At 71.7% G+C, this 18,201-nt stretch carries 16 protein-coding genes and 1 pseudogene; 10 read left to right on the top strand and 7 right to left on the bottom strand.

Annotated features, from left to right (window positions below; translation table 11 throughout):
* Positions 1-328 precede the first annotated feature (328 nt).
* From ftsZ to ABFX54_RS26575, 7 genes are all read left to right on the top strand, one after another.
* Positions 329-1,801: a cell division protein FtsZ gene (ftsZ, locus tag ABFX54_RS26605; RefSeq protein WP_346109088.1), complete on the top strand. Its 1,473-nt coding sequence runs from the start codon at positions 329-331 to the stop codon at positions 1,799-1,801.
* A 137-nt stretch (positions 1,802-1,938) separates the two neighbouring features.
* Positions 1,939-2,631, top strand: a complete 693-nt coding sequence (locus tag ABFX54_RS26600; protein ID WP_346109086.1) for a YggS family pyridoxal phosphate-dependent enzyme — start codon at positions 1,939-1,941, stop codon at positions 2,629-2,631.
* Positions 2,632-2,770: 139 nt separating this feature from the next.
* A complete protein-coding gene (locus tag ABFX54_RS26595; RefSeq protein WP_346109085.1) occupies positions 2,771-3,271 on the top strand; it encodes a cell division protein SepF in 501 nt (166 codons plus the stop codon).
* A gap of 80 nt (positions 3,272-3,351) precedes the next feature.
* Positions 3,352-3,639, top strand: coding sequence for a YggT family protein (locus ABFX54_RS26590; protein WP_346109084.1), 288 nt, complete (start codon positions 3,352-3,354; stop codon positions 3,637-3,639).
* Between the two features lie 106 nt (positions 3,640-3,745).
* Positions 3,746-4,621 (top strand): DivIVA domain-containing protein, encoded by an 876-nt coding sequence (locus tag ABFX54_RS26585; protein WP_346109082.1) that lies wholly within the window; start codon positions 3,746-3,748, stop codon positions 4,619-4,621.
* Between the two features lie 77 nt (positions 4,622-4,698).
* Complete coding sequence (locus ABFX54_RS26580; RefSeq protein ID WP_346109080.1) at positions 4,699-6,888, top strand: hypothetical protein; 2,190 nt, start codon at positions 4,699-4,701, stop codon at positions 6,886-6,888.
* Positions 6,889-7,452: 564 nt separating this feature from the next.
* Complete coding sequence (locus ABFX54_RS26575; RefSeq protein WP_346109078.1) at positions 7,453-7,893, top strand: pentapeptide repeat-containing protein; 441 nt, start codon at positions 7,453-7,455, stop codon at positions 7,891-7,893.
* Positions 7,894-7,916: 23 nt separating this feature from the next.
* Here the strand turns inward: ABFX54_RS26575 and ABFX54_RS26570 are convergent, their stop codons facing one another.
* Both ABFX54_RS26570 and ileS read right to left on the bottom strand, forming a co-directional pair.
* Positions 7,917-8,441: an NUDIX hydrolase gene (locus ABFX54_RS26570; protein WP_346109076.1), complete on the bottom strand. Its 525-nt coding sequence runs from the start codon at positions 8,439-8,441 to the stop codon at positions 7,917-7,919.
* Positions 8,442-8,608: 167 nt separating this feature from the next.
* A complete protein-coding gene (gene ileS, locus ABFX54_RS26565; protein ID WP_346109075.1) occupies positions 8,609-11,755 on the bottom strand; it encodes an isoleucine--tRNA ligase in 3,147 nt (1,048 codons plus the stop codon).
* A gap of 470 nt (positions 11,756-12,225) precedes the next feature.
* Here ileS and ABFX54_RS26560 point away from each other — a divergent pair, with 470 nt between their 5' ends.
* From ABFX54_RS26560 to ABFX54_RS26550, 3 genes are read left to right on the top strand one after another with little or no spacing between them, the layout of a single operon-like run.
* A complete protein-coding gene (locus ABFX54_RS26560) occupies positions 12,226-12,615 on the top strand; it encodes a TraR/DksA family transcriptional regulator (protein WP_346109073.1) in 390 nt (129 codons plus the stop codon).
* A complete protein-coding gene (gene lspA, locus ABFX54_RS26555) occupies positions 12,579-13,238 on the top strand; it encodes a signal peptidase II (RefSeq protein WP_346109071.1) in 660 nt (219 codons plus the stop codon). Before ABFX54_RS26560 ends, lspA begins: the two co-directional genes overlap by 37 nt.
* Positions 13,231-14,160, top strand: coding sequence for an RluA family pseudouridine synthase (locus tag ABFX54_RS26550; RefSeq protein ID WP_346109069.1), 930 nt, complete (start codon positions 13,231-13,233; stop codon positions 14,158-14,160). The genes lspA and ABFX54_RS26550 overlap by 8 nt, the downstream gene beginning before the upstream one ends.
* A gap of 90 nt (positions 14,161-14,250) precedes the next feature.
* On the opposite strand, the gene ABFX54_RS26545 is transcribed toward ABFX54_RS26550, so the two are convergent.
* The 5 genes and pseudogenes from ABFX54_RS26545 to ABFX54_RS26525 all read right to left on the bottom strand — a co-directional run.
* Entirely contained in the window at positions 14,251-15,555 is a 1,305-nt protein-coding gene (locus tag ABFX54_RS26545; protein WP_346109067.1) for a serine/threonine-protein kinase, read from the bottom strand.
* A gap of 9 nt (positions 15,556-15,564) precedes the next feature.
* The gene (locus tag ABFX54_RS26540; protein ID WP_106244621.1) at positions 15,565-15,876 is read right to left on the bottom strand and encodes an AzlD domain-containing protein; all 312 of its coding nucleotides are present in this window, start codon (positions 15,874-15,876) and stop codon (positions 15,565-15,567) included.
* A complete protein-coding gene (locus ABFX54_RS26535) occupies positions 15,873-16,535 on the bottom strand; it encodes an AzlC family ABC transporter permease (RefSeq protein ID WP_346109065.1) in 663 nt (220 codons plus the stop codon). The genes ABFX54_RS26540 and ABFX54_RS26535 overlap by 4 nt, the downstream gene beginning before the upstream one ends.
* Positions 16,536-16,546: 11 nt before the next feature.
* A complete protein-coding gene (locus ABFX54_RS26530; protein WP_346109064.1) occupies positions 16,547-17,401 on the bottom strand; it encodes an AraC family transcriptional regulator in 855 nt (284 codons plus the stop codon).
* A pseudogene (locus ABFX54_RS26525) lies at positions 17,398-18,201 on the bottom strand (hypothetical protein); the annotation flags it as partial. The pseudogene ABFX54_RS26525 and the gene ABFX54_RS26530, both read right to left, overlap by 4 nt.

Genomic DNA, 18,201 nt, shown 5'->3' with positions numbered 1-18,201 from the left:
GTCAGGGTCTGGCAACCGAGGGGCAACGGCATCGCCGAGCCTGTGCGAGGCGGGGGTCGCGGCGTGAGAGCCTGTAAGCCGGACTTTCGGCAGTGGAGGCCCGCGACCAGGCGTGACTGCGGAGCGAAACGGACAGCCCGCGACACGCCGGACGTGCTTGCGGCGCGGTTAGTTGACCCGCCTGGAGCGTAACTCCTACTGTCCGTATCAATCCTCAGGTTGACATAAATCTAAATCTCAACCTGAGGTTGAGAGTTACCCGAACTAACAAAAAGCGGAGATGATCCGCACCGAAATGGCAAGTCAACGAGCGGAAAGGCCCCTCGTCGTGGCAGCACCGCAGAACTACCTCGCGGTCATCAAGGTCGTCGGCATCGGCGGCGGCGGAGTCAACGCCGTCAACCGGATGATCGAAGAGGGACTCAAGGGCGTCGAGTTCATCGCCATAAACACCGACGCCCAGGCGCTGCTGATGAGTGACGCCGATGTGAAACTCGACGTGGGCCGTGAGCTCACGCGCGGGCTTGGCGCGGGCGCCAACCCCGATGTCGGCCGCAAGGCGGCCGAGGACCACCGTGAGGAGATCGAGGAGGTCCTCAAGGGGGCCGACATGGTCTTCGTCACTGCCGGTGAGGGCGGTGGCACGGGCACCGGCGGCGCGCCCGTCGTGGCCAACATCGCCAGATCGCTCGGCGCGCTCACCATCGGTGTCGTGACCAGGCCCTTCAGCTTCGAAGGACGGCGCAGGGCCTCGCAGGCCGAGGCGGGCATCGAGACCCTGCGCGACGAGGTCGACACCCTCATCGTGATCCCCAACGACCGCCTGTTGTCGATCTCCGACCGGCAGGTGAGCGTGCTCGACGCGTTCAAGGCGGCCGACCAGGTGCTGCTGTCGGGTGTCCAGGGCATCACCGACCTGATCACCACTCCCGGTCTGATCAACCTCGACTTCGCCGACGTCAAGTCGGTCATGTCGGGCGCTGGCTCCGCCCTCATGGGCATCGGCCACGCGCGCGGCGACGACCGTTCGGTGGCGGCGGCCGAGATGGCGGTCTCCAGCCCGCTGCTGGAGGCCAGCATCGACGGCGCTCACGGCGTGCTGCTGTCGATCGCGGGCGGCTCCGACCTCGGCCTGTTCGAGATCAACGAGGCGGCCCAGCTCGTCTCCATGGCCGCCGCGCCCGACGCCAACATCATCTTCGGCACGGTCATCGACGACGCCCTCGGCGACGAGGTGCGGGTGACGGTGATCGCGGCCGGCTTCGACGACGTGCCGGGGCCGGCGGAGAAGCAGGTGCCGCGCCCGGCCGGGCGTCCGGCCGCCGCACAGCCCGCCGCGCCGCCTCCGTCGTCTCCTGTACGGCCGAGCGTGGCGTCCCCGAGTGTGAAGTCCGAGCCGCCCGTGTTGCGGCCTGAGCCGCGCGCTGAGGTGCGTCCTGAGCCCCGCGGGGACGTCAGGCCCGAGCCTCGCTCCGACTTCCGCGCCGAGCCGCGTCCTGAGCCGCGTACGGACTTCAGGCCCGAGCCCCGGGCGGAGTTCAGGCCCGAGCCGCGGGTCGAGCCCAGGCCCGAGCCGCGCCCCGAGCCCGTGCGCCCGGTCGAGCCCGCGCTCGCGGCCGAGGCGGTCGCCGACGAGCCCGCGGACGAGCCGTCGGGCCCCGTCTCGATCCCCCGGCCCACGCCCGAGCCCGCCACCCCGCCCACGCCCATCACCTCCCGCATGTCGGAGCCGCCCAAACGTCCTCGGGTGATCTTCGAGGAGCAGGAAGAGGAACTCGACGTTCCCGACTTCCTCAAATAGCCGTCCTCGCATAGCAGTCGGAAACAGCACATCGCCTGACGCCGCTCCCCGCAGGGACACGGGAGCGGCGCCGTCGTGTGCGGGCCAGGCGGGGCGGATTGTGCGGGGCGTACGTGGAACGCGAGGGGAGAAGGCACGTGAGAAGGGACGAGATCGCGGCCGGTCTCGCCGAGGTGGACGCGCGCATCGCGGCGGCCTGCCGCGCCGTGGGCCGCGACCGGGGCGAGGTCACGCTGATCGCCGTCACCAAGACGCGTCCGGCGGAAGACGTGCGCATCCTGTCCGAGCTGGGCGTGCGCGACGTCGGCGAGAACCGCGACCAGGAGGCCGCGGTCAAGGCCCGCGAGCTGGCCGGGCTGCCGCTCACCTGGCATTTCGTCGGCCAGTTGCAGACCAACAAGGTCCGCTCCGTGGTCGGGTACGCCGACGTGATCCACTCCGTCGACCGGCTCAGGCTGCTGGAGACGATCGGCAAGGAGGCCGTGCGCCAGGGCCGCTCGGTCGGGTGCCTGCTGCAGGTGGCGCTCGACGACGACCCGGCCAGGGGCGGCGCCCGTCCCGCCGACCTGCTCCCGCTCGCCGACGAGGTGGCCCTGGCCGACGGGGTGTGGCTGGGCGGCGTCATGGCGGTCGCCCCGCTGGGCGAGGAGCCGGCCAGGGCGTTCGAGAAGCTCAGGGAGCTGGCCACGCGCCTGCAGGAGCAGCATCCCCGGGCCACGATGATCTCGGCCGGCATGAGCGAGGACCTCGCGCAGGCCGTCGCGTACGGCGCGACACACGTGCGCGTCGGTACGGCGTTGCTCGGTCGTCGCAAGCCCTTCGTCAGGTAATGTCCCCTCAAGTGGGTCTTCAAGCCCGCGACCGGATAGAGGTCGATCTAGCGGTGAGCTCCAGGGGGCACGCCTACCGCCCCGGACCCGGCGACGGGTCCAGGGGAAGTGCGACCATGAGCGGGAGGACGACGTAGCGATGGCCGGCGCGATGCGCAAGATGGCGGTCTACCTCGGTCTCGTGGAGGACGACCGCTACGAGAGATATGAGACCTACACCGACGACTACGCCTACGACGACGAGGTGCAGCGTAACGGTGAGGAACGGCCCGTGGCGGTCCAGGACCGCGACGACGAGCCCGAGGCCGGGGTGCCCGCCCCCAGGCCCACCACGACGATCCTGGAACGCCGCACGACCGATCTGGCCCGCATCACGACCCTGCACCCCAGGACGTACAACGAGGCGCGGACGATCGGCGAGCACTTCCGCGACGGCACCCCCGTCATCATGAATCTGACCGAGATGGTTGACAGCGACGCCAAGCGGCTCGTTGATTTCGCGGCAGGTCTCGTCTTTGGCCTACATGGCAGCATTGAACGTGTTACCAACAAGGTGTTCCTGTTGTCCCCTGCCAATGTCGAGGTGACCGCCGAGGACAAGGCCCGAATCGCGGAACGCGGATTCTTCAACCAGAGTTAGAGTCTCTGTATGCCTATCGGACCCAACCCGGTCTCACCGAGGCCGGGCGGGCACATCAGAAGTGGAGGCGCGGCCGGGCCGTGGAAGTCGTCGGTGGGATCTTGGTCGTTGTCCTGTCCCTCTATCTGGTGCTGCTCATCGGCAGAATGATCTTTGAGACGGTTCAGGCTTTCGCCCGGCAGTGGCGGCCTTCCGGCGTCGTACTGGTGCTGGCAGAGGCCACATACACCGCCACCGACCCGCCCCTCAAGTTCCTCCGCCGTTTCATTCCTCCGCTCCGGTTGGGTACGGTGGCCTTTGACCTAAGCTTCACTGTCCTGTTCATCGTGGTGCTGATCTTGATCCAGATCGCCGGAACGCTGCGATGAGCCGGGCCCGTGCGGCGCTCGGTCGTGATCCAACTCGTGTCCGCGCTGAGGTGATTCGGGTAACCGTCCTCCGGACAGACTCCAAGCGCGCCAAGGAGACCAAAAAATGCCGCTGACGCCCGCTGATGTGCGGAACAAGCAGTTCAGTACCACCCGGTTGCGACCGGGCTACGACGAGGAGGAGGTCGACGCCTTCCTCGACGAGGTGGAGGCTGAACTCGACCGCCTGATCCAAGAGAACGAGGAGCTCCGCGCCAAGCTGGCCGAGTGCCTGCGCGGGAAGGTGCCGGGCGGCATGAACATGCCCATGGCCTCCGCCCCGGTCCAGGAGCAGCCCAAGCCCGAGATGATGGCGCCGCCGCAGCCGGAGCCCATGCGGGCCCCCGAGCCGCCGCCGGTGCAGCAGCAGCCTGTCCCCGTGGCCATGAACATGCCTCCCGCCGAGGACAACATGGACACCGCGGCCCGCGTTCTCGCGCTCGCCCAGCAGACCGCCGACCAGGCGATCGCCGACGCCCGCCGGGAGGCGGACGAGACGGTCACCCGCGCCCGCCGCGAGGCCGACGAGATCCTCACCAAGGCCCGCCGCCAGGCCGAGCAGGTCATCGGCGACGCCCGTGCCCGCGCCGAGACGCTCGAGCGCGACGCGCAGGAGCGCCACCGCCAGGCGATGGGCTCGCTCGTGCAGACCCGCGACGAGCTCGAGCGCAAGGTCGAGGAGCTGCGCAGCTTCGAACGCGAATACCGCAGCCGGCTCAAGCTCTACCTGGAGAACCAGCTCGCCGAGCTCAACGTCTCCGCGGAGGGCAGCGGCGGCTTCCCGGTCATGTCCGGCGGCCCGCAGGGTCAGGCTCCCGCCATGTCGCACGCCGTGCCTCAGGGTGGCCAGCAGCCTCTGCCCGGTGGCCCGAGCCCGTTCGGCGGCGAGGCTCCGCAGGGCGCCTTCCCCGGCGGTGACGGTCCCCACAACGACCGCCGGTAAAGTAGCGGGTCACTAGGACCTGTCACTCGAAAGAGCCCTCTGTGATCCTTATCAGTGCTGGTTTGGTGCTCGCGGCAGTGGTTCTGCTGATCGCGGGCTTCGTACTGGCGAAGCCGTTCCTGATCATGTGGTCCATCGTGGTCAGCGTGCTGTCCGCGCTGTTCCTGGTGATCGGGGCGTTCCTACGGCGTAACGAGCTTTTTCCCGGAGGTGGGCAGGCCGCTGCGCCGGCCACCCCCCCGAAGGGGCTCATGCCGCCGGCTCCGCCGTACAACCAGACCGGTCCCATGGCTCACCAGCCACCCATGCGGCCCCAGCCGCACCCCCGACCGCATCCGCAGGCGTCGCAGCGGACCGCCACGGTCCCCGCGCCCGCCATGCGCCGCCCCGCCGGGGGCGGCATCGCGCCGGACGCGATCGTGCTGGTGATTCCGGGACGCAAGCGCTACCACGTACCCGGCTGCAGGCAGCTGACCGGCCGGGATCACGAGGAGCTCACCTACGAGGAGGCACGCGAGGAGGGCTTCACGCCCTGCACGGCGTGCCTGCCGGACGCAGCGCTCGGCGGACGGCAACTGCCGCCTGCCGCCGACCCCGAGCCCGTCGTCGCCCCCGGTTCCGCCCCCGTCAAGGACGTCGTGGCGAGCCGGGCCGAAAACTCCGCGGAGACCCGCGACCTCCGTCCGCCGGTCACCCCGCCGAAGCCCGACACGAAGGCTTCCACCCCCGACCCGGAGCCTGCCGCCGCCCACGAGGATGGCGCCCCCGGGTGGTTCGGCCGTCCTACGGCCGACAGCACCGACACCTCCTCCGCCGCCCCCGAGCCCGGCTCGGACGCGGAGCAGGCGGAGACCTCATACTTCCGGCCGCCGCCCTTCGTCCAGAGAGGCGAGGGAGCGTCCGGGCAGCGAGCCGAAAGCGCATCGGGGCCGGGCAAGACCGGAGCGGGCAAGCCCTCTTCAGGGCCACGCCCCACCGACTCGTCCTCGAGCCGCCCGTCTTCCAGCACCTCCCCCTCGGGCCCGCCGTCATCCGGCCGCCCGTCGTCCGACCGGCCGTCCACCGGCTCCCCATCGGCGCCGCCCGCCACCCGTTCGACCTCCGGTACGTCCCCCTCGGGCAAGCCCTCCACCGGCGACACCTCGCCCGGTGAGAGCGGGCCTTCGAGCAAGCCGCAGACCGGGGCCGGCAAGCCTGGACAGCCCGCCACGGGCGGCACGCCGCGGCCAGGCTCGTCCCCGGAGCCGTCCGGCGCCAGCCCCGGCCAGCCCGCAGCCAAGTCTGGCCGGCCCGGCACCACGCCGGGCGGAGCCGACACCAGGGGCGGCCAGACCGGCACAAGGCCAGAGCAGACCGACGAGCCTGCTTCCAGGGTCGGTGGGTCCGGCAGCAAGGGGGGTCAGCCGAGCACGACGCCCGGCCGGCCCGGCAGCAAGGGCGGCCAGACGGGAACACCGAGCCGGCCCGGGGGCAAGCCCGGTCAGCCGGGCACGGCGCCGGGGCAGTCAGGAGGCAAGCCCGGTCAGCCCGCGGGCAAGACCGGGCAGACCGGGGACGCGCATGACCAGGATGACGACGGCCCAGGACCCGCAACGGCACCGCAGCCCCGCGTGACCGTGTCGCCAGCGTCAGGGCGTACCGGAAGCGCGGGAAGTACGGGAGGAACCACCGGAGCAGGCGCCAAGCCGTCCCGGCGTCCTTCCGACTCTTCCAGCCCTTCTGAGCAGTCGCTGTCGCCGTCGCAGGGGGAGACCCTGATCCTGCACGAGCGCCCCGCCTCCTCGTCCGAGTCACAGGCCAAGCCCAAGGGTCCGCTGCCTCCGGGCACCCCGGCCCGACCGCAGGGCGCCGCCCCCGCCGCCGGCCCGGGAAAGGCAGAGAGCGGCGGCGACCCCAAGCCGGCGACCGGCAGGGGAGAGACACCGCGAGGTGACGGCGGCCCCGCGACCAAGGGCGACACTCCCGCCACCAAGGGCGGGCCCTCCACAGGTGCCCCCCGACCGTCGGCTTCCACGAAAACCCCGGCGTCCGGCACCAAGGACGAGCCGGCTCCAGGGGGCGGCAAGCCCACCGCCGGCTCCGGCGGAAACGAGCGCCAGGGAGTCGTTAAGGTCATCATCGGCACCCGCCGCTACCACAGCACCGCCTGCCCCCTGGTCAGGGGCGCGGGCGAGACCGGCGTCGAGACGATGACCCTCGCCGCCGCCGAGGCAGCCGGCCTGACCAGCTGCTCGGTATGCCAGCACGACCGCCAGACCGTCTCCTGAACAGCCCTCCCGCACCCACACCTCGACTACCGCCTCGACCCGACACCGGCTCCGGCAGCCTCACCAGGACCTCTGCCGGCTGTGGAGTGGGGCGGTCCGGTCGCCCTTCTGCCGCTTGAGAGACGGGAGGTTAGGGCTCGGATCCTGCCGGCTGATGGGCGGGTCGGACGGTCCAGCCGGACTCTCACCGATCGAGGGCGGGAACGAGCTCGCTGAACCTCCCCGGCCGTAGGACGGGACCGACGGGTCCGTGCGGTGGTCACGGGTCACAGGTAGTGGGGCGGCGGCGGGGCCGTGCGCGGCCGACGAACGGTCGCCGGCCATTCGGGCGCCGGAGAAAGTCACACCTGCTCATCACGCTGGGAACCGAGGAAGCGGTGCAGGACCCCGGTGACATGCGTCCTGGCGACCAAGCTCGTCAATGAACCGGCTGAGGCTTGCGATCACTCGGCAGCTGTCCAAGGCGATCGGTGGGGCTGATCCTGTCGGTGGTGGTGGTGATCGCGGGTTGTGCGGGGCTGGCGGTGATGCCGGAACTGGGCTGGGTGCGCCGGGTGCTGGCCGGTGTCGCGCTGGCGGGGGCGGCCGGCGGGCTGCTGGCGTACTCGGTCGGTCCGGCAGGCATGGCGGCTGGCCGGGGAGAGCGCGCCGCTGAGCGCGGGCGAGCGGGCGCAGCTGACGGTCGCCGAGCGGGGTGCCCCCAAGGCCCTCGCCGACCTCCCGTACGTCCGTCCTGGAGCCGACGTACGCGCCGCAGTGAACACCGCGTCCGCGATAGCCGCCAACCGCGTCGGGAACATCGTCGTCATTCCCGATCTTTCCGAGGTGCGGTTCCCCCGTACTGACCTGAGCGGCTTCTATCCGATCGGCATGGACCTGTCCGGCGCGGACCTGCGTGGCGCGGACCTGACCAAGGCGGACCTGACCAAGGCGGACCTGACCGGGACGTTCCTGACCGGTGCTGACCTGGCGGGCCGGGTCGGCGCCCTCGGCGTGCGCAAGTAAGTGGCAGGGGCGCAACCCCGATCTCATCCTCCTCGTCTTCCAGTCGACGGCCGGCCCCCGCTCCCGGACATCAGATAGCGGCGCAACGCCTCTCGCCCACCGGGAACGAAAGGCCCTCGATCCACGACCTCCCGCAGCTCGAGCTCCGTAAGCCAGGCATGCCACGCGATCTCGGACGCGTCTGGCACCAACGGCTCGCTGATCACGGCCTCATGCACCCCGAACCAGACAGGACTGACCCCGTCCAGGCACAGAAACGTGAACATGAAACGCGCCGGGACGCCGGCGCCGAGCTCCTCGGAAAGCTCGCGAGCCGCCGCCTCCTCGTACGACTCGCCCACGTTCACGGCACCGCCGACCATCACGTCATAGTGACCGGGAAAGCGAGCGTGCCGCTCCGCTCGGCGCAGCACCAGGATCCGCCCGGCCGGATCGCGGCAGATCGTGGTCGCGATCCGATGCATCCAGCGCCGACGCTCCGCCTCCGCACGATCCACGACCCCCAGCACGCGGTCCCGTTCATCCACCCGCTCGACCAGCTCACCCATGCGGGACACGATCGCAGGCACCACCGACAACCCGCTCCACGACCACCTCGAGCTCTCCCTGACCCCGCTGCGACGGCTGATGGGGTGAGGTGTCGCCGCCGGGATCCACAGCGGGGAGAGCGAGCGGGGGCGCCCTGTGGCAGGGCGCCCCCGCTCGTTGAAGCGGGTCAGGCGCGGCGGAGCTGGAAGGTCAGGCCCAGGTCCTCGTCCACGTGCGACGGCAGGCCGGCCTCGGTGCCCTCCGTGAAGGTCGTGGCCAGGACCTCCTCCGTCACCACCTGCCCCTGAGCCCGCAGCGCCGCCGCCAGGTCAGGGGAGGTGGCGGTCCACCACAGGTCGATGCGGTCCGTGATCGACAGGCCGGTCGACTTGCGGGCCTCCTGGACCAGGCGGATGACCTCGCGCAGCAGGCCGGCGCGGCGCAGCTCGTCGTCGAGCTCCAGGTCCAGGGCCACGGTCTCGCCGGTGCCGGTGCCGATCGCGCCCGTCTCCACGGCCCAGCCCGAGCGAGGCTGCTCGTTGACGATCACCTCGTCAGGGCCGAGCATGATCTCGCCCAGCGAGTCGGCCTCCACCATGACCGTGGCGCCCGAGCGCAGCGCTCGGGCCACGCGGGCCGGGTCGGCGGCGGCCATCGCGGCGGCCACGAGCTTGGTCTGGGAGCCGAAGCGCTTGCCCAGGGCCCGGAAGTTGGGCTTGACCGTGTAGGACACGAGGTCGGCGCTGAAGCCGGACATGTCCTCCATGGCCTGGACGTTGAGCTCGTCGGCGACCAGGCCGCGCAGCTCGGCGGGCAGCGCCGGCCAGCCGTGCGCCCCCACCAGGGCGCGCCGCAGCGGCTGGCGGGTCTTGACGCCCGAGGAGGCGCGGGCCGAGCGGCCCAGCTCCACCAGGCGGCGCACCAGGGCCATCTGGTCCGACAGCGCCGGGTCGAGCAGGTCCTCGCGCACCTGCGGCCAGGAGGTCAGGTGCACCGAGGACGGGGCGCCCGGGGTGCGCAGGACGTCCCAGAGGTGGTCGGTGACGAACGGCGTGATGGGCGCCATCAGCCTGATGACCGTCTCCAGGCACTCGTACAGGGTCGCGAAGGCGTCCTGCGAGCCCTGCCAGAAGCGGCGGCGCGAACGGCGTACGTACCAGTTGGACAGGTCGTCGAGGAAGTCGGCCAGGCGGCGGCCGGCCCGCTGGGTGTCGTACTCGTCGAGCGCCGCCGTGACCTCGGCGACCGTGCGGTGCAGCTCGGCCAGCGCCCAGCGGTCGAGCAGCGGGCGCTCGGCCGGGGCGGTGGCCTCGGCCAGCCGCTCGGGCGTCCACGACTCGGCGTTGGCGTAGAGGGTGAAGAACGAGGAGGTGTTCCAGAGCGTCAGCAGGACCTTGCGGACGATCTCCTCCAGCGTGTTGTGCCCCACCCTGCGGGCCGACCAGGGCGAGCCGGAGCAGGCCATGAACCAGCGCAGCGCGTCGGCGCCGTGCTGGTCCATCAGCGGGATCGGCTCCAGGATGTTGCCCAGGTGCTTGCTCATCTTGCGGCCGTCCTCGGCCAGGATGAGGCCGAGGCAGAGCACGTTCTCGTAGGAGGACTGGCCGAAGACGAGCGTGCCGACGGCCATCAGCGAGTAGAACCAGCCGCGCGTCTGGTCGGTGGCCTCGCAGATGAACTGCGCCGGGTAGAGGCCCTCGGGCTTGCCGCGCTCGCCCCACTGGGCGAAGGGCATGGAGCCGGAGTCGTACCAGGCGTCGATGACGTCGGGCACGCGGCGGGCCTCGGCGCCGCACGAGGGACAGCCGAAGGTGACGTCGTCGACGTACGGGCGGTGCGGGTCGAGGGCCGAGACGTCGTGGCCCGCGAGCGTGCTCAGCTCCTCCAGCGACCCGACACAGGTCACGTGGGACTCGTCCTGCGAGCACACCCACAGCGGCAGCGGCGTGCCCCAGTAGCGCGAGCGCGACAGCGACCAGTCGACGTTGTTGCGCAGCCACTCGCCGAAGCGGCCCCACTTGATCGTGTCGGGGTACCAGTTGGTGCCGGCGTTCTCCGCCAGCATCTGGTCCTTGACCGCGGTGGTGCGGATGTACCAGGACGGGAGCGCGTAGTAGAGCAGCGGCGTGTGGCAGCGCCAGCAGTGGGGGTAGCTGTGCTCGAAGTGGCCGCCGCGGAACAGCAGCCCGCGCGCCCGCAGGTCCTCGGTCAGCTCCTCGTCGGCGTCCTTGAAGAACCGGCCGCCGACCATGGGCACGTCGTCGAGGAAACGGCCGTCGGGGCCGATCGGGTTGACCACGGGCATGTCGTAGCGCTTGATGACGGCCAGGTCGTCGGCGCCGAAGGCGGGCGCCTGGTGCACCAGGCCGGTGCCGTCCTCGACGGTGACGTAGTCGCCGAGCACCACGTAGTGGGCGCCGGGGATGTCGACCAGGTCGAACGGGCGCGTGTAGGTGGTGTGCTCCAGGTCGCGGCCGGTGTGGCGGGACAGCTCGGTCACGTCGTCGCCGAGCACCGACAGCAGCGGCTCGGCCACGACCAGCACCTCGCCGTCGGCCGTGCGGGCGGCCACGTAGGTGACGTCGGGATGGACGGCGACGGCCGTGTTGGAGACCAGCGTCCACGGCGTGGTCGTCCAGACCAGCAGCGCCGCGCCCAGCTCGGCCAGCGGGCCCGAGGTCACGGGCATGCGGACGTAGACCGACGGGCTGGAGACGGTCTCGTAGCCGCCGGGCTGGCCCAGCTCGTGGTCGGACAGCCCGGTGCCGCAGCGCGGGCAGTAGGGTGTGATCCGGAAGTCGCGGAACAGCAGGCCCTTGTCGAAGACGACCTTCAGCGACCACCACACGGACTCGATGTAGGACGGGTCCATCGTCCGGTAGGCCTGCGACAGGTCGATCCAGTAACCCATCCGCTCGGTCATCTGCTCGAACGCGTCCACGTGCCGCAGCACCGACTCGCGGCACTTGGCGTTGAACTCGGCGATGCCGTACGTCTCGATGTCCTTCTTGCCGGACAGGCCCAGCTCGCGCTCGACGCCGACCTCGACCGGCAGGCCGTGGCAGTCCCAGCCGGCCTTACGCGGAACGCTGAATCCGCGCATGGACTTGTAGCGGGGGAAGAGGTCCTTGAACACGCGGGCCTCGACGTGGTGGACGCCGGGCAGGCCGTTGGCGGTGGGCGGGCCCTCGTAGAAGACCCAGGAGGGGTTGCCGGCGTTCTGCTCCACCGAACGCTCGAAGATCTTCCCGTCCCTCCACCGGTCGAGGACCTCGCGCTCGAGCGCGGGCAGGTCGACCTGCGCGGAAAGAGAGCGGAAATACGGAGAAGACATCTCGGGCGGGACCTCCACGCTTGATCGGCCGGCAGGGCTGTTGCGTGAAGGGACGAAGCCGGACGGCTCCGCGGTACCACCCTTCTTGGCCTCGCTCGGGGCGGGGCCCTCTTCATTCGAACTGCGGCCGGGTCTAATGAGCTCGAAGAGCCGTTCTTCCGGCGGCTCCGGGGTGATATCCCTCACAGTCGGGGGCCCCATCAACGCCTTGCAGACTCAAACCATAACGCAGAGCGGGGGCGAAGGCTTCCAGGTTTTCCCGGGTGGCTGCCCTGCCGGCGCCCGGGCTTCGGTACGTGAGTCGTAAACGGCGCAAAGTTGTGGGAATGGACGCCGCTGAGAAGGAGTTGAATGCGCGAGGCGGGATAGTACGGGGGAGGTAAACCGTCCGGCGGGTCGTTTGCCGTTCCGTTATGAGGATCCTAAGCTGCCCGCACCCTTTAGGCCCTTGGTTCAGTATGGAGGCAGGCATGGCGGCAGTCACGCAGACCGCTACACCGTCGATGTGGTCGGAAGAGGAGCTGGCCGACGTCCGCGGCCGGCTCCAGACCGAGATCGACGAGCTCGAGGCGGACATCCACCGTCACGAGTCGGAGATAGCCTCTGGTGACGTCACCCAGGGCGCCGGCGACGACCAGGCGGACGCCGGAGCCAAGACGTACGAGCGCGAACGCGAGATCGCCCTTACCCTGAATGCGCGCGATCTGGTCGCGCAGAACGAACGTGCGATCGCCAGGATCGACGCAGGGACCTATGGAGTGTGCGAATCGTGCCACAAGCCGATCGGCAAGGAACGCCTCCAGGCGTTCCCGAGGGCGACGCTGTGCGTGGCCTGCAAGCAGAAGGAGGAGCGCCGGTAGCGGGCACCCCTGACGACCCTCCCGAGGACCGGGCTCCGGCCGCCGCCGGGCGCGGGGAGGGGGCGGCCGCGGCAGGGCGCGGGCCCCGCCGGGGCCTGTTCGCGGTCCTGGTGGCGCTGGCGGCCGTGATCTACGCGGCCGACCTCGTCACCAAGACGGTGGTGCTGCGCGCGCTCGAAGGCGAGCCGCCGCTGGTGGTGCTCCCCGGCGTGCTGCAGTTCCGGGTGATCTTCAACTCGGGCGCCGCCTTCAGCATCGGCACGGGGATGACGTTCGTCTTCACGCTGATCGCGGCCGGGGTGGTCGTGGCCATCGTCCGCACCGCGCGCAAGCTCGGCAGCCGGGCCTGGGCGGTCACGCTCGGTCTGCTGCTGGGCGGCGCGACCGGCAACCTCACCGACCGGCTGCTGCGCTACCCGTCGGGCTTCGGGCGCCCGACGCAGCTTCAGGGCCACGTCGTCGACTTCATCGAGGTCCTCCCGGGGAACTTCCCGGTCATCGACTACTTCCCCGTCTTCAACATCGCCGACTCGGCGATCGTCTGCGGCGGCATCCTGGCGGTGTTCCTGGCCTGGCGCAACGTGCAGATCGACGGGTCGAAGGAGGTGGGCGACGGTGAGTGAGCAGCGCAGCCTGCCCGTGCCCGACGGCCTGGAGGGAGAGCGGCTCGACGCCGCGCTGTCGCGGCTGTTCGGCTTCTCCCGTACGCGCGCCGCCGAGCTGATCCTGGCCGGCGAGGTGCTGGTGGACGGGCGGCAGCCGGCCAAGTCCGACCGGGTGCACGCCGGAGCGTGGCTCGACGTGACGATGCCGCCGCCGGTGACCACGCCGATGCCGGTGGCCGAGCCGGTGCCGGGCATGACCATCGTGTACGAGGACGACGACGTCATCGTGATCAACAAGCCCGTCGGGGTGGCCGCCCACCCCACCGTCGGCTGGACGGGCCCGACCGTGATCGGCGGGCTGCTCGGCGCCGGCCACACCATCGCCACCAGCGGCGCCGCCGAGCGCCAGGGCATCGTGCACCGGCTCGACGCCAACACCACGGGCGCCATGGTCGTGGCCAAGAGCGAGCACGCCTACTCCCACCTCAAGCGGGCCTTCAAGGAGCGCACGGTCGACAAGCGCTACCACGCGCTGGTGCAGGGCCACCCCGACCCGTTCAGGGGCACGGTCGACGCGCCCATCGACCGGCACCCGTCGGGCGACGGCCGCTTCGCCGTCGTGGCGGGTGGCAAGCCGTCCGTGACCCACTACGACACGGTGGAGGCGTTCAGGGCGGCGTCGCTGCTGGACATCAAGCTGGAGACCGGGCGTACGCACCAGATCAGGGTGCACATGTCGGCCCTGCGCCATCCGTGCGTGGGCGACCTGCTGTACGGCGCCGATCCCACGCTGGCCGCCCGCCTGGGGGTCACCCGGCAGTGGCTGCACGCGGTGGCGCTGGGGTTCGAGCATCCGTCGAGCGGAGAGTGGATGTCGTTCAGCACCGACTATCCGCAGGACCTGCAGAAGGCGCTCGACATCGTCCGCGAGGAGTCCTGAGAGGCGTCCCGCGCGAGGAGTCCTGATGGACCGTGAGGAGTGCTGATGGACGTCGTGCCGCGGAGGCGTTCCGAAGAACGCTCGGCCGGGCTATGACCCCTCGACCTGGCCAGGTGTCCTGGCCGGGGTGTCGTCCTTCCTCTCCTTGTCGTCCGTCGCCTCCCGCGACGGGGTCGCGCTCCGCTTGGGGGCGGGCGTCCTCGGCTGCTCGCGGGTGGGCGGCGGGGTGCTGCGCGGGCCGGTGCTCCGGGGTACGGTCCCGCGCTCCGGAGGCTGGGACGCCGGCGGCCGGGAGGCTGTGTCCTCAAGTCCGGTCTGGTCGGGGGTCTGGTCGGGGGCCTGGCCGGTGGCCGGTGTCGTCCGGTCGGGGGCGGTGCTGGCGACCACGGCGGGGACGGTGCCGGGGCCGCTTGGCCGGTCGTCCGAGCGCTTCGACCACCAGGCCGCGCCGCCCATGACGACCGCCACGACGAGCGCGCCCCCGGCGATGGCGGCCAGCGGCAGCGCCCGCCCGCGCCCGCCACCGCGCTGCCGCGTCACGCCGGGCAGAGCCACAGGGCCGGTCCGCTCAGGCGCGCCGCCCGCCAGGATCACGCTCAGCCGCCGCTCGGCCTCGTCCAGCGTCATGCGCTCGGACGGATCCTTGCGCAGCAGCCCCATCACCACGGGAGCGAGCACGCCGGCCCTGGCCAGCGGCTCCGGCTCGGCGTGCATGACCGCGCCCAGCGTGGCCAGCGCGTTGTCGCGGTGGAAGGGGGAGTGGCCCTCGACCGCCATGTAGAGCGTCACCCCCAGCGACCACAGGTCCGACGCCGGCCGGGCCCGGCCGCCCGCCGCGCGTTCCGGCGCCATGAAGGAGGGGGTGCCGATCAGGATGCCGGTCCTCGTGACCGGGGCCTCGTCCTCGGTGGTGGCGATGCCGAAGTCGGTGAGCACCGCCCGGCCGTCCTCGGTGAGCAGCACGTTGTCGGGCTTGACGTCACGGTGCAGCACGCCGGCCGCGTGCGCGGCCCGCAGCGCCTCCATGAGCTGCAGCCCGACGCTCGCGACGTCGAGCTGGGACATGGGGCCCTCGTCGCGGATCTGCTCGCCCAGCGTGCGGGAGTGCACGAGCTGCATGACGATCCAGGGGTGACCCTGCTCCTCCAGGACGTCGTAGACGGCGGCCACGCCGGGGTGCGCCACCCGGCCCGCCGCCCTGGCCTCGCGGAACGTGCGTACGGCGAACTCCTCGCGCTCCTCGCCCGTCAGACCGGTGGGCGGCAGCACCTCCTTGACGGCCACGTCCCTGCCGAGCACCTCGTCGTGCGCCTGCCACACCGTGCCCATGCCGCCCCGGCCGATCGTCCTGAGCAGCCGATATCGCCCACCGACCATCACCGCTGAATCGGACATGCACCGCGACTACCCAAGAACGATCCGGACAAGCGCTGTAACAGCCGCCGCTGCCGCCAGAACCACCAGAAAGGGAGCGCGCAGCAGCAGCGCCACGACCGCCGCCCCGAGCCCCGCCGCGCGGGCGGGGTCGAAGCGCAGCGCGCCGTCCTCCGTGAACATCTGCACCGCGATCAGCGCCGCCAGCAGCGCCACCGGCACCAGCTCGGCGAACCTGCGCACCGTCGGATGGTCCAGCACCCTGCGCGGCGCGGCGAGCCCGGCCAGCTTCAGCGCGTAGCAGCCCGCGCAGACCACGGCGATCGCCCACCACAGCGTCATCGCGCCATCACCACCAGGACGGCCACGGCCGACAGCAGCACCGGCACGCCCGGCGGGAAGAACGGGGTGGCGCACAGCGCGATCACCGCCGCGCCGGCGGCCAGCGCGGGCAGTTCGCCGCCGGCCTTCAGGCGGGGCCACAGGATGGCGAGGAACGCGACGGGGCCCACCACGTCCAGGCCCAGCACGCCGGGGTCGCCCAGGGACGAGGTGCCGTAGGCGCCGGCCAGCGTGGTGAGGTTCCAGGTCAGGTACAGGCTGGCGAACGTGGTCACGAAGCCCGTGCGGGCGGCCTCGGGGGTCGGCTGGGCGAGCGTGACGGCCGTGGTCTCGTCGATGACGCCTTGGGCGGTCAGCAGGCGGCGCGGCCCGCGGACCCGGAGCAGGTCGGCCAGGCGCAGGCCGTACAGCGTGTTGCGGCCACCGAGCAGCAGCGCGCCGAGCGCGGCGGCGGCCAGGTCACCGCCGGCGCCCACCGCGCCGGTCAGCGCGAACTGCGAGGCGCCGGTGAACGCCAGCAGGCTGAGCACGCACGCCTGCGGCACCGACAGGCCCGCGGTGATCGCCGCGGCGCCGAAGGCGAGGCCGGACAGCCCCACCGCCAGGCCGACGCCGAGACCGTCCCGCACGGCGGCGGAGCGGTGTGTTGTCTCTTCCATGCCACCCGAGGTTAGGCGGAGGGAAATGTCCCGGTCTTGTACGATCCTGCGGCCCGCTGGTACGCGGCGGGCGGCACGCCCATGATGCGTTTGAAATGCCGGTTCAGATGCGCCTGGTCGGTGAAGCCCACCTCGGCGGCCACCTGCGCGGGCCGTACGCCGGAACGCAGCAGCCGGCCCGCCTGGCGGACCCGCAGCGAGATCAGGTAGGCGTGCGGCGGCATCCCCGTCGCGGCCTTGAACGCCCGCAGCAGCGCGAACGGCCGCGCCCCCACCGCGCCCGCCAGGTCGTCCAGCGTCGGCGGGTCGACCAGGCTCTCGTGCAGCAGGTCGAGCGCCTCGCGCACCGCCCCAGGCCCCTCTGGAGGCCCGCCGCCGGGCGGCCTGGGCGCGGCGTGCGGGGTCAGCAGCCGGGCGAACAGCGCCCGGCTCAGCGTCGCGGCGGCCAGCGCGTCGCCCCGCTCGGCCGCCTCGTGCGCCCGCGCCAGCAACCGCGCCACCTGGTCGTCGCGCGCCACCTGCGCGGGGAAGTGCGGCGTGCCCGCGGGCGCGCCCAGGTCGGTGGCGATCGCCTCCAGCGCGCCGATCGACGGGTAGAGCATCCGGTACGCCCACCCGCCCGGCACCCCCGCGTGCCCGGTGTGCGCGCTGTCGGGATTGACCAGCACGATCTCGCCCGCCCCCGCCCGGTGCAGCGTGCCGCGGTAGTCGAACTCCTCCACCCCCGACACGATGAGGCCGATCGCGTAGCCGTCGTGCGCGTGCCTGGCGAAGCGGTGGGTGACATAACGGGCCTTGAGCAGGTCGGTCTCCGGCACCGCCGGATGCCGCCAGAACCGGGCCTGCTCACGCTCGTGCGGACTCATCGCGCCGGCTTGAACGTCCTGGCGAACGTGTCGAAGTAGTGCCGGTCCTGCTTCCACCGGGCGTGCGTGGTCTCCCAGTAGAGGGCGTACGGGCGGCCGTCGTCGGTGTGGAAGCCACGGTTGATCACGTGGATCGTCTCGCCGCCGCGCACCCTGACGAACTCCCAGTCGGCGGCCCGCAGGCCGAGGTAGCCGGTGGGCTTGATACCGATCCGCCGATATCCGGCGAACTCGCCCCTCGCCCTGATCTCCCTCTCCAGACCGGCCCAGTGCTCGACCGGGTCGTCCCACGGGATGTCGGGGACCGTCCACTCCACGATCAGCGCTCCCGGGCTGCCGGGGCCGGTGACGCGGATGCTGTCGCGCTCCGGGTCCTTCCTGGCCTGCCAGCGCGGCGGCAGGGCGATGCGGAAGCGGCCCGCCGCGTTGCTGTAGGAGCTCCAGCCCGCCGGGAGCGGGGTGCGCGTGACGGTGGGCTCAGGCGTGGGGGTGCGGGTCGGGGTGGGCTCGGGGGTGGCGTCGGCCGTGGTGGTGACCTGGCCGGAGGCGGGTGTCGGGTCCGGGGTCGCGGAAGGAGCGGCCCAGCGGTCGGACAGCAGCACGCCGGCCGTGACCAGCGCCGCGACGGCGGCCAGCGCCGAGGGCACGCCGATCCACAGCGCCTTCGCGCGCCCGGCCGGCCGCTGCTTGGGCAGCGTCGGATACGCCCCGCCGCCGGCGGGGACGGACCCGTGCGTGTCATGACCGCGACGCCCCACCTGGCCACCCGCCTGGCCACCCGCCTGGCCACCCGAAGGAAG

The organism is Nonomuraea maheshkhaliensis (assembly GCF_039529435.1).
Lineage (GTDB): Bacteria > Actinomycetota > Actinomycetes > Streptosporangiales > Streptosporangiaceae > Nonomuraea > Nonomuraea maheshkhaliensis.
This window is presented reverse-complemented; position numbering and strand designations above follow the sequence as displayed.

What these genes read in the sequence shown, in the direction of transcription:
- ABFX54_RS26535 (WP_346109065.1), bottom strand. Translation starts at nt 16,535, where the DNA reads ATGGAAGAGACAACACACCGCTCCGCCGCCGTGCGGGACGGTCTCGGC.
- ileS (WP_346109075.1), bottom strand. Translation starts at nt 11,755, where the DNA reads ATGTCTTCTCCGTATTTCCGCTCTCTTTCCGCGCAGGTCGACCTGCCC.
- ABFX54_RS26585 (WP_346109082.1), top strand. Translation starts at nt 3,746, where the DNA reads ATGCCGCTGACGCCCGCTGATGTGCGGAACAAGCAGTTCAGTACCACC.
- ABFX54_RS26540 (WP_106244621.1), bottom strand. Translation starts at nt 15,876, where the DNA reads ATGACGCTGTGGTGGGCGATCGCCGTGGTCTGCGCGGGCTGCTACGCG.
- ABFX54_RS26570 (WP_346109076.1), bottom strand. Translation starts at nt 8,441, where the DNA reads ATGGGTGAGCTGGTCGAGCGGGTGGATGAACGGGACCGCGTGCTGGGG.
- ABFX54_RS26595 (WP_346109085.1), top strand. Translation starts at nt 2,771, where the DNA reads ATGGCCGGCGCGATGCGCAAGATGGCGGTCTACCTCGGTCTCGTGGAG.
- ABFX54_RS26530 (WP_346109064.1), bottom strand. Translation starts at nt 17,401, where the DNA reads ATGAGTCCGCACGAGCGTGAGCAGGCCCGGTTCTGGCGGCATCCGGCG.
- ABFX54_RS26560 (WP_346109073.1), top strand. Translation starts at nt 12,226, where the DNA reads ATGGCGGCAGTCACGCAGACCGCTACACCGTCGATGTGGTCGGAAGAG.
- ABFX54_RS26545 (WP_346109067.1), bottom strand. Translation starts at nt 15,555, where the DNA reads ATGTCCGATTCAGCGGTGATGGTCGGTGGGCGATATCGGCTGCTCAGG.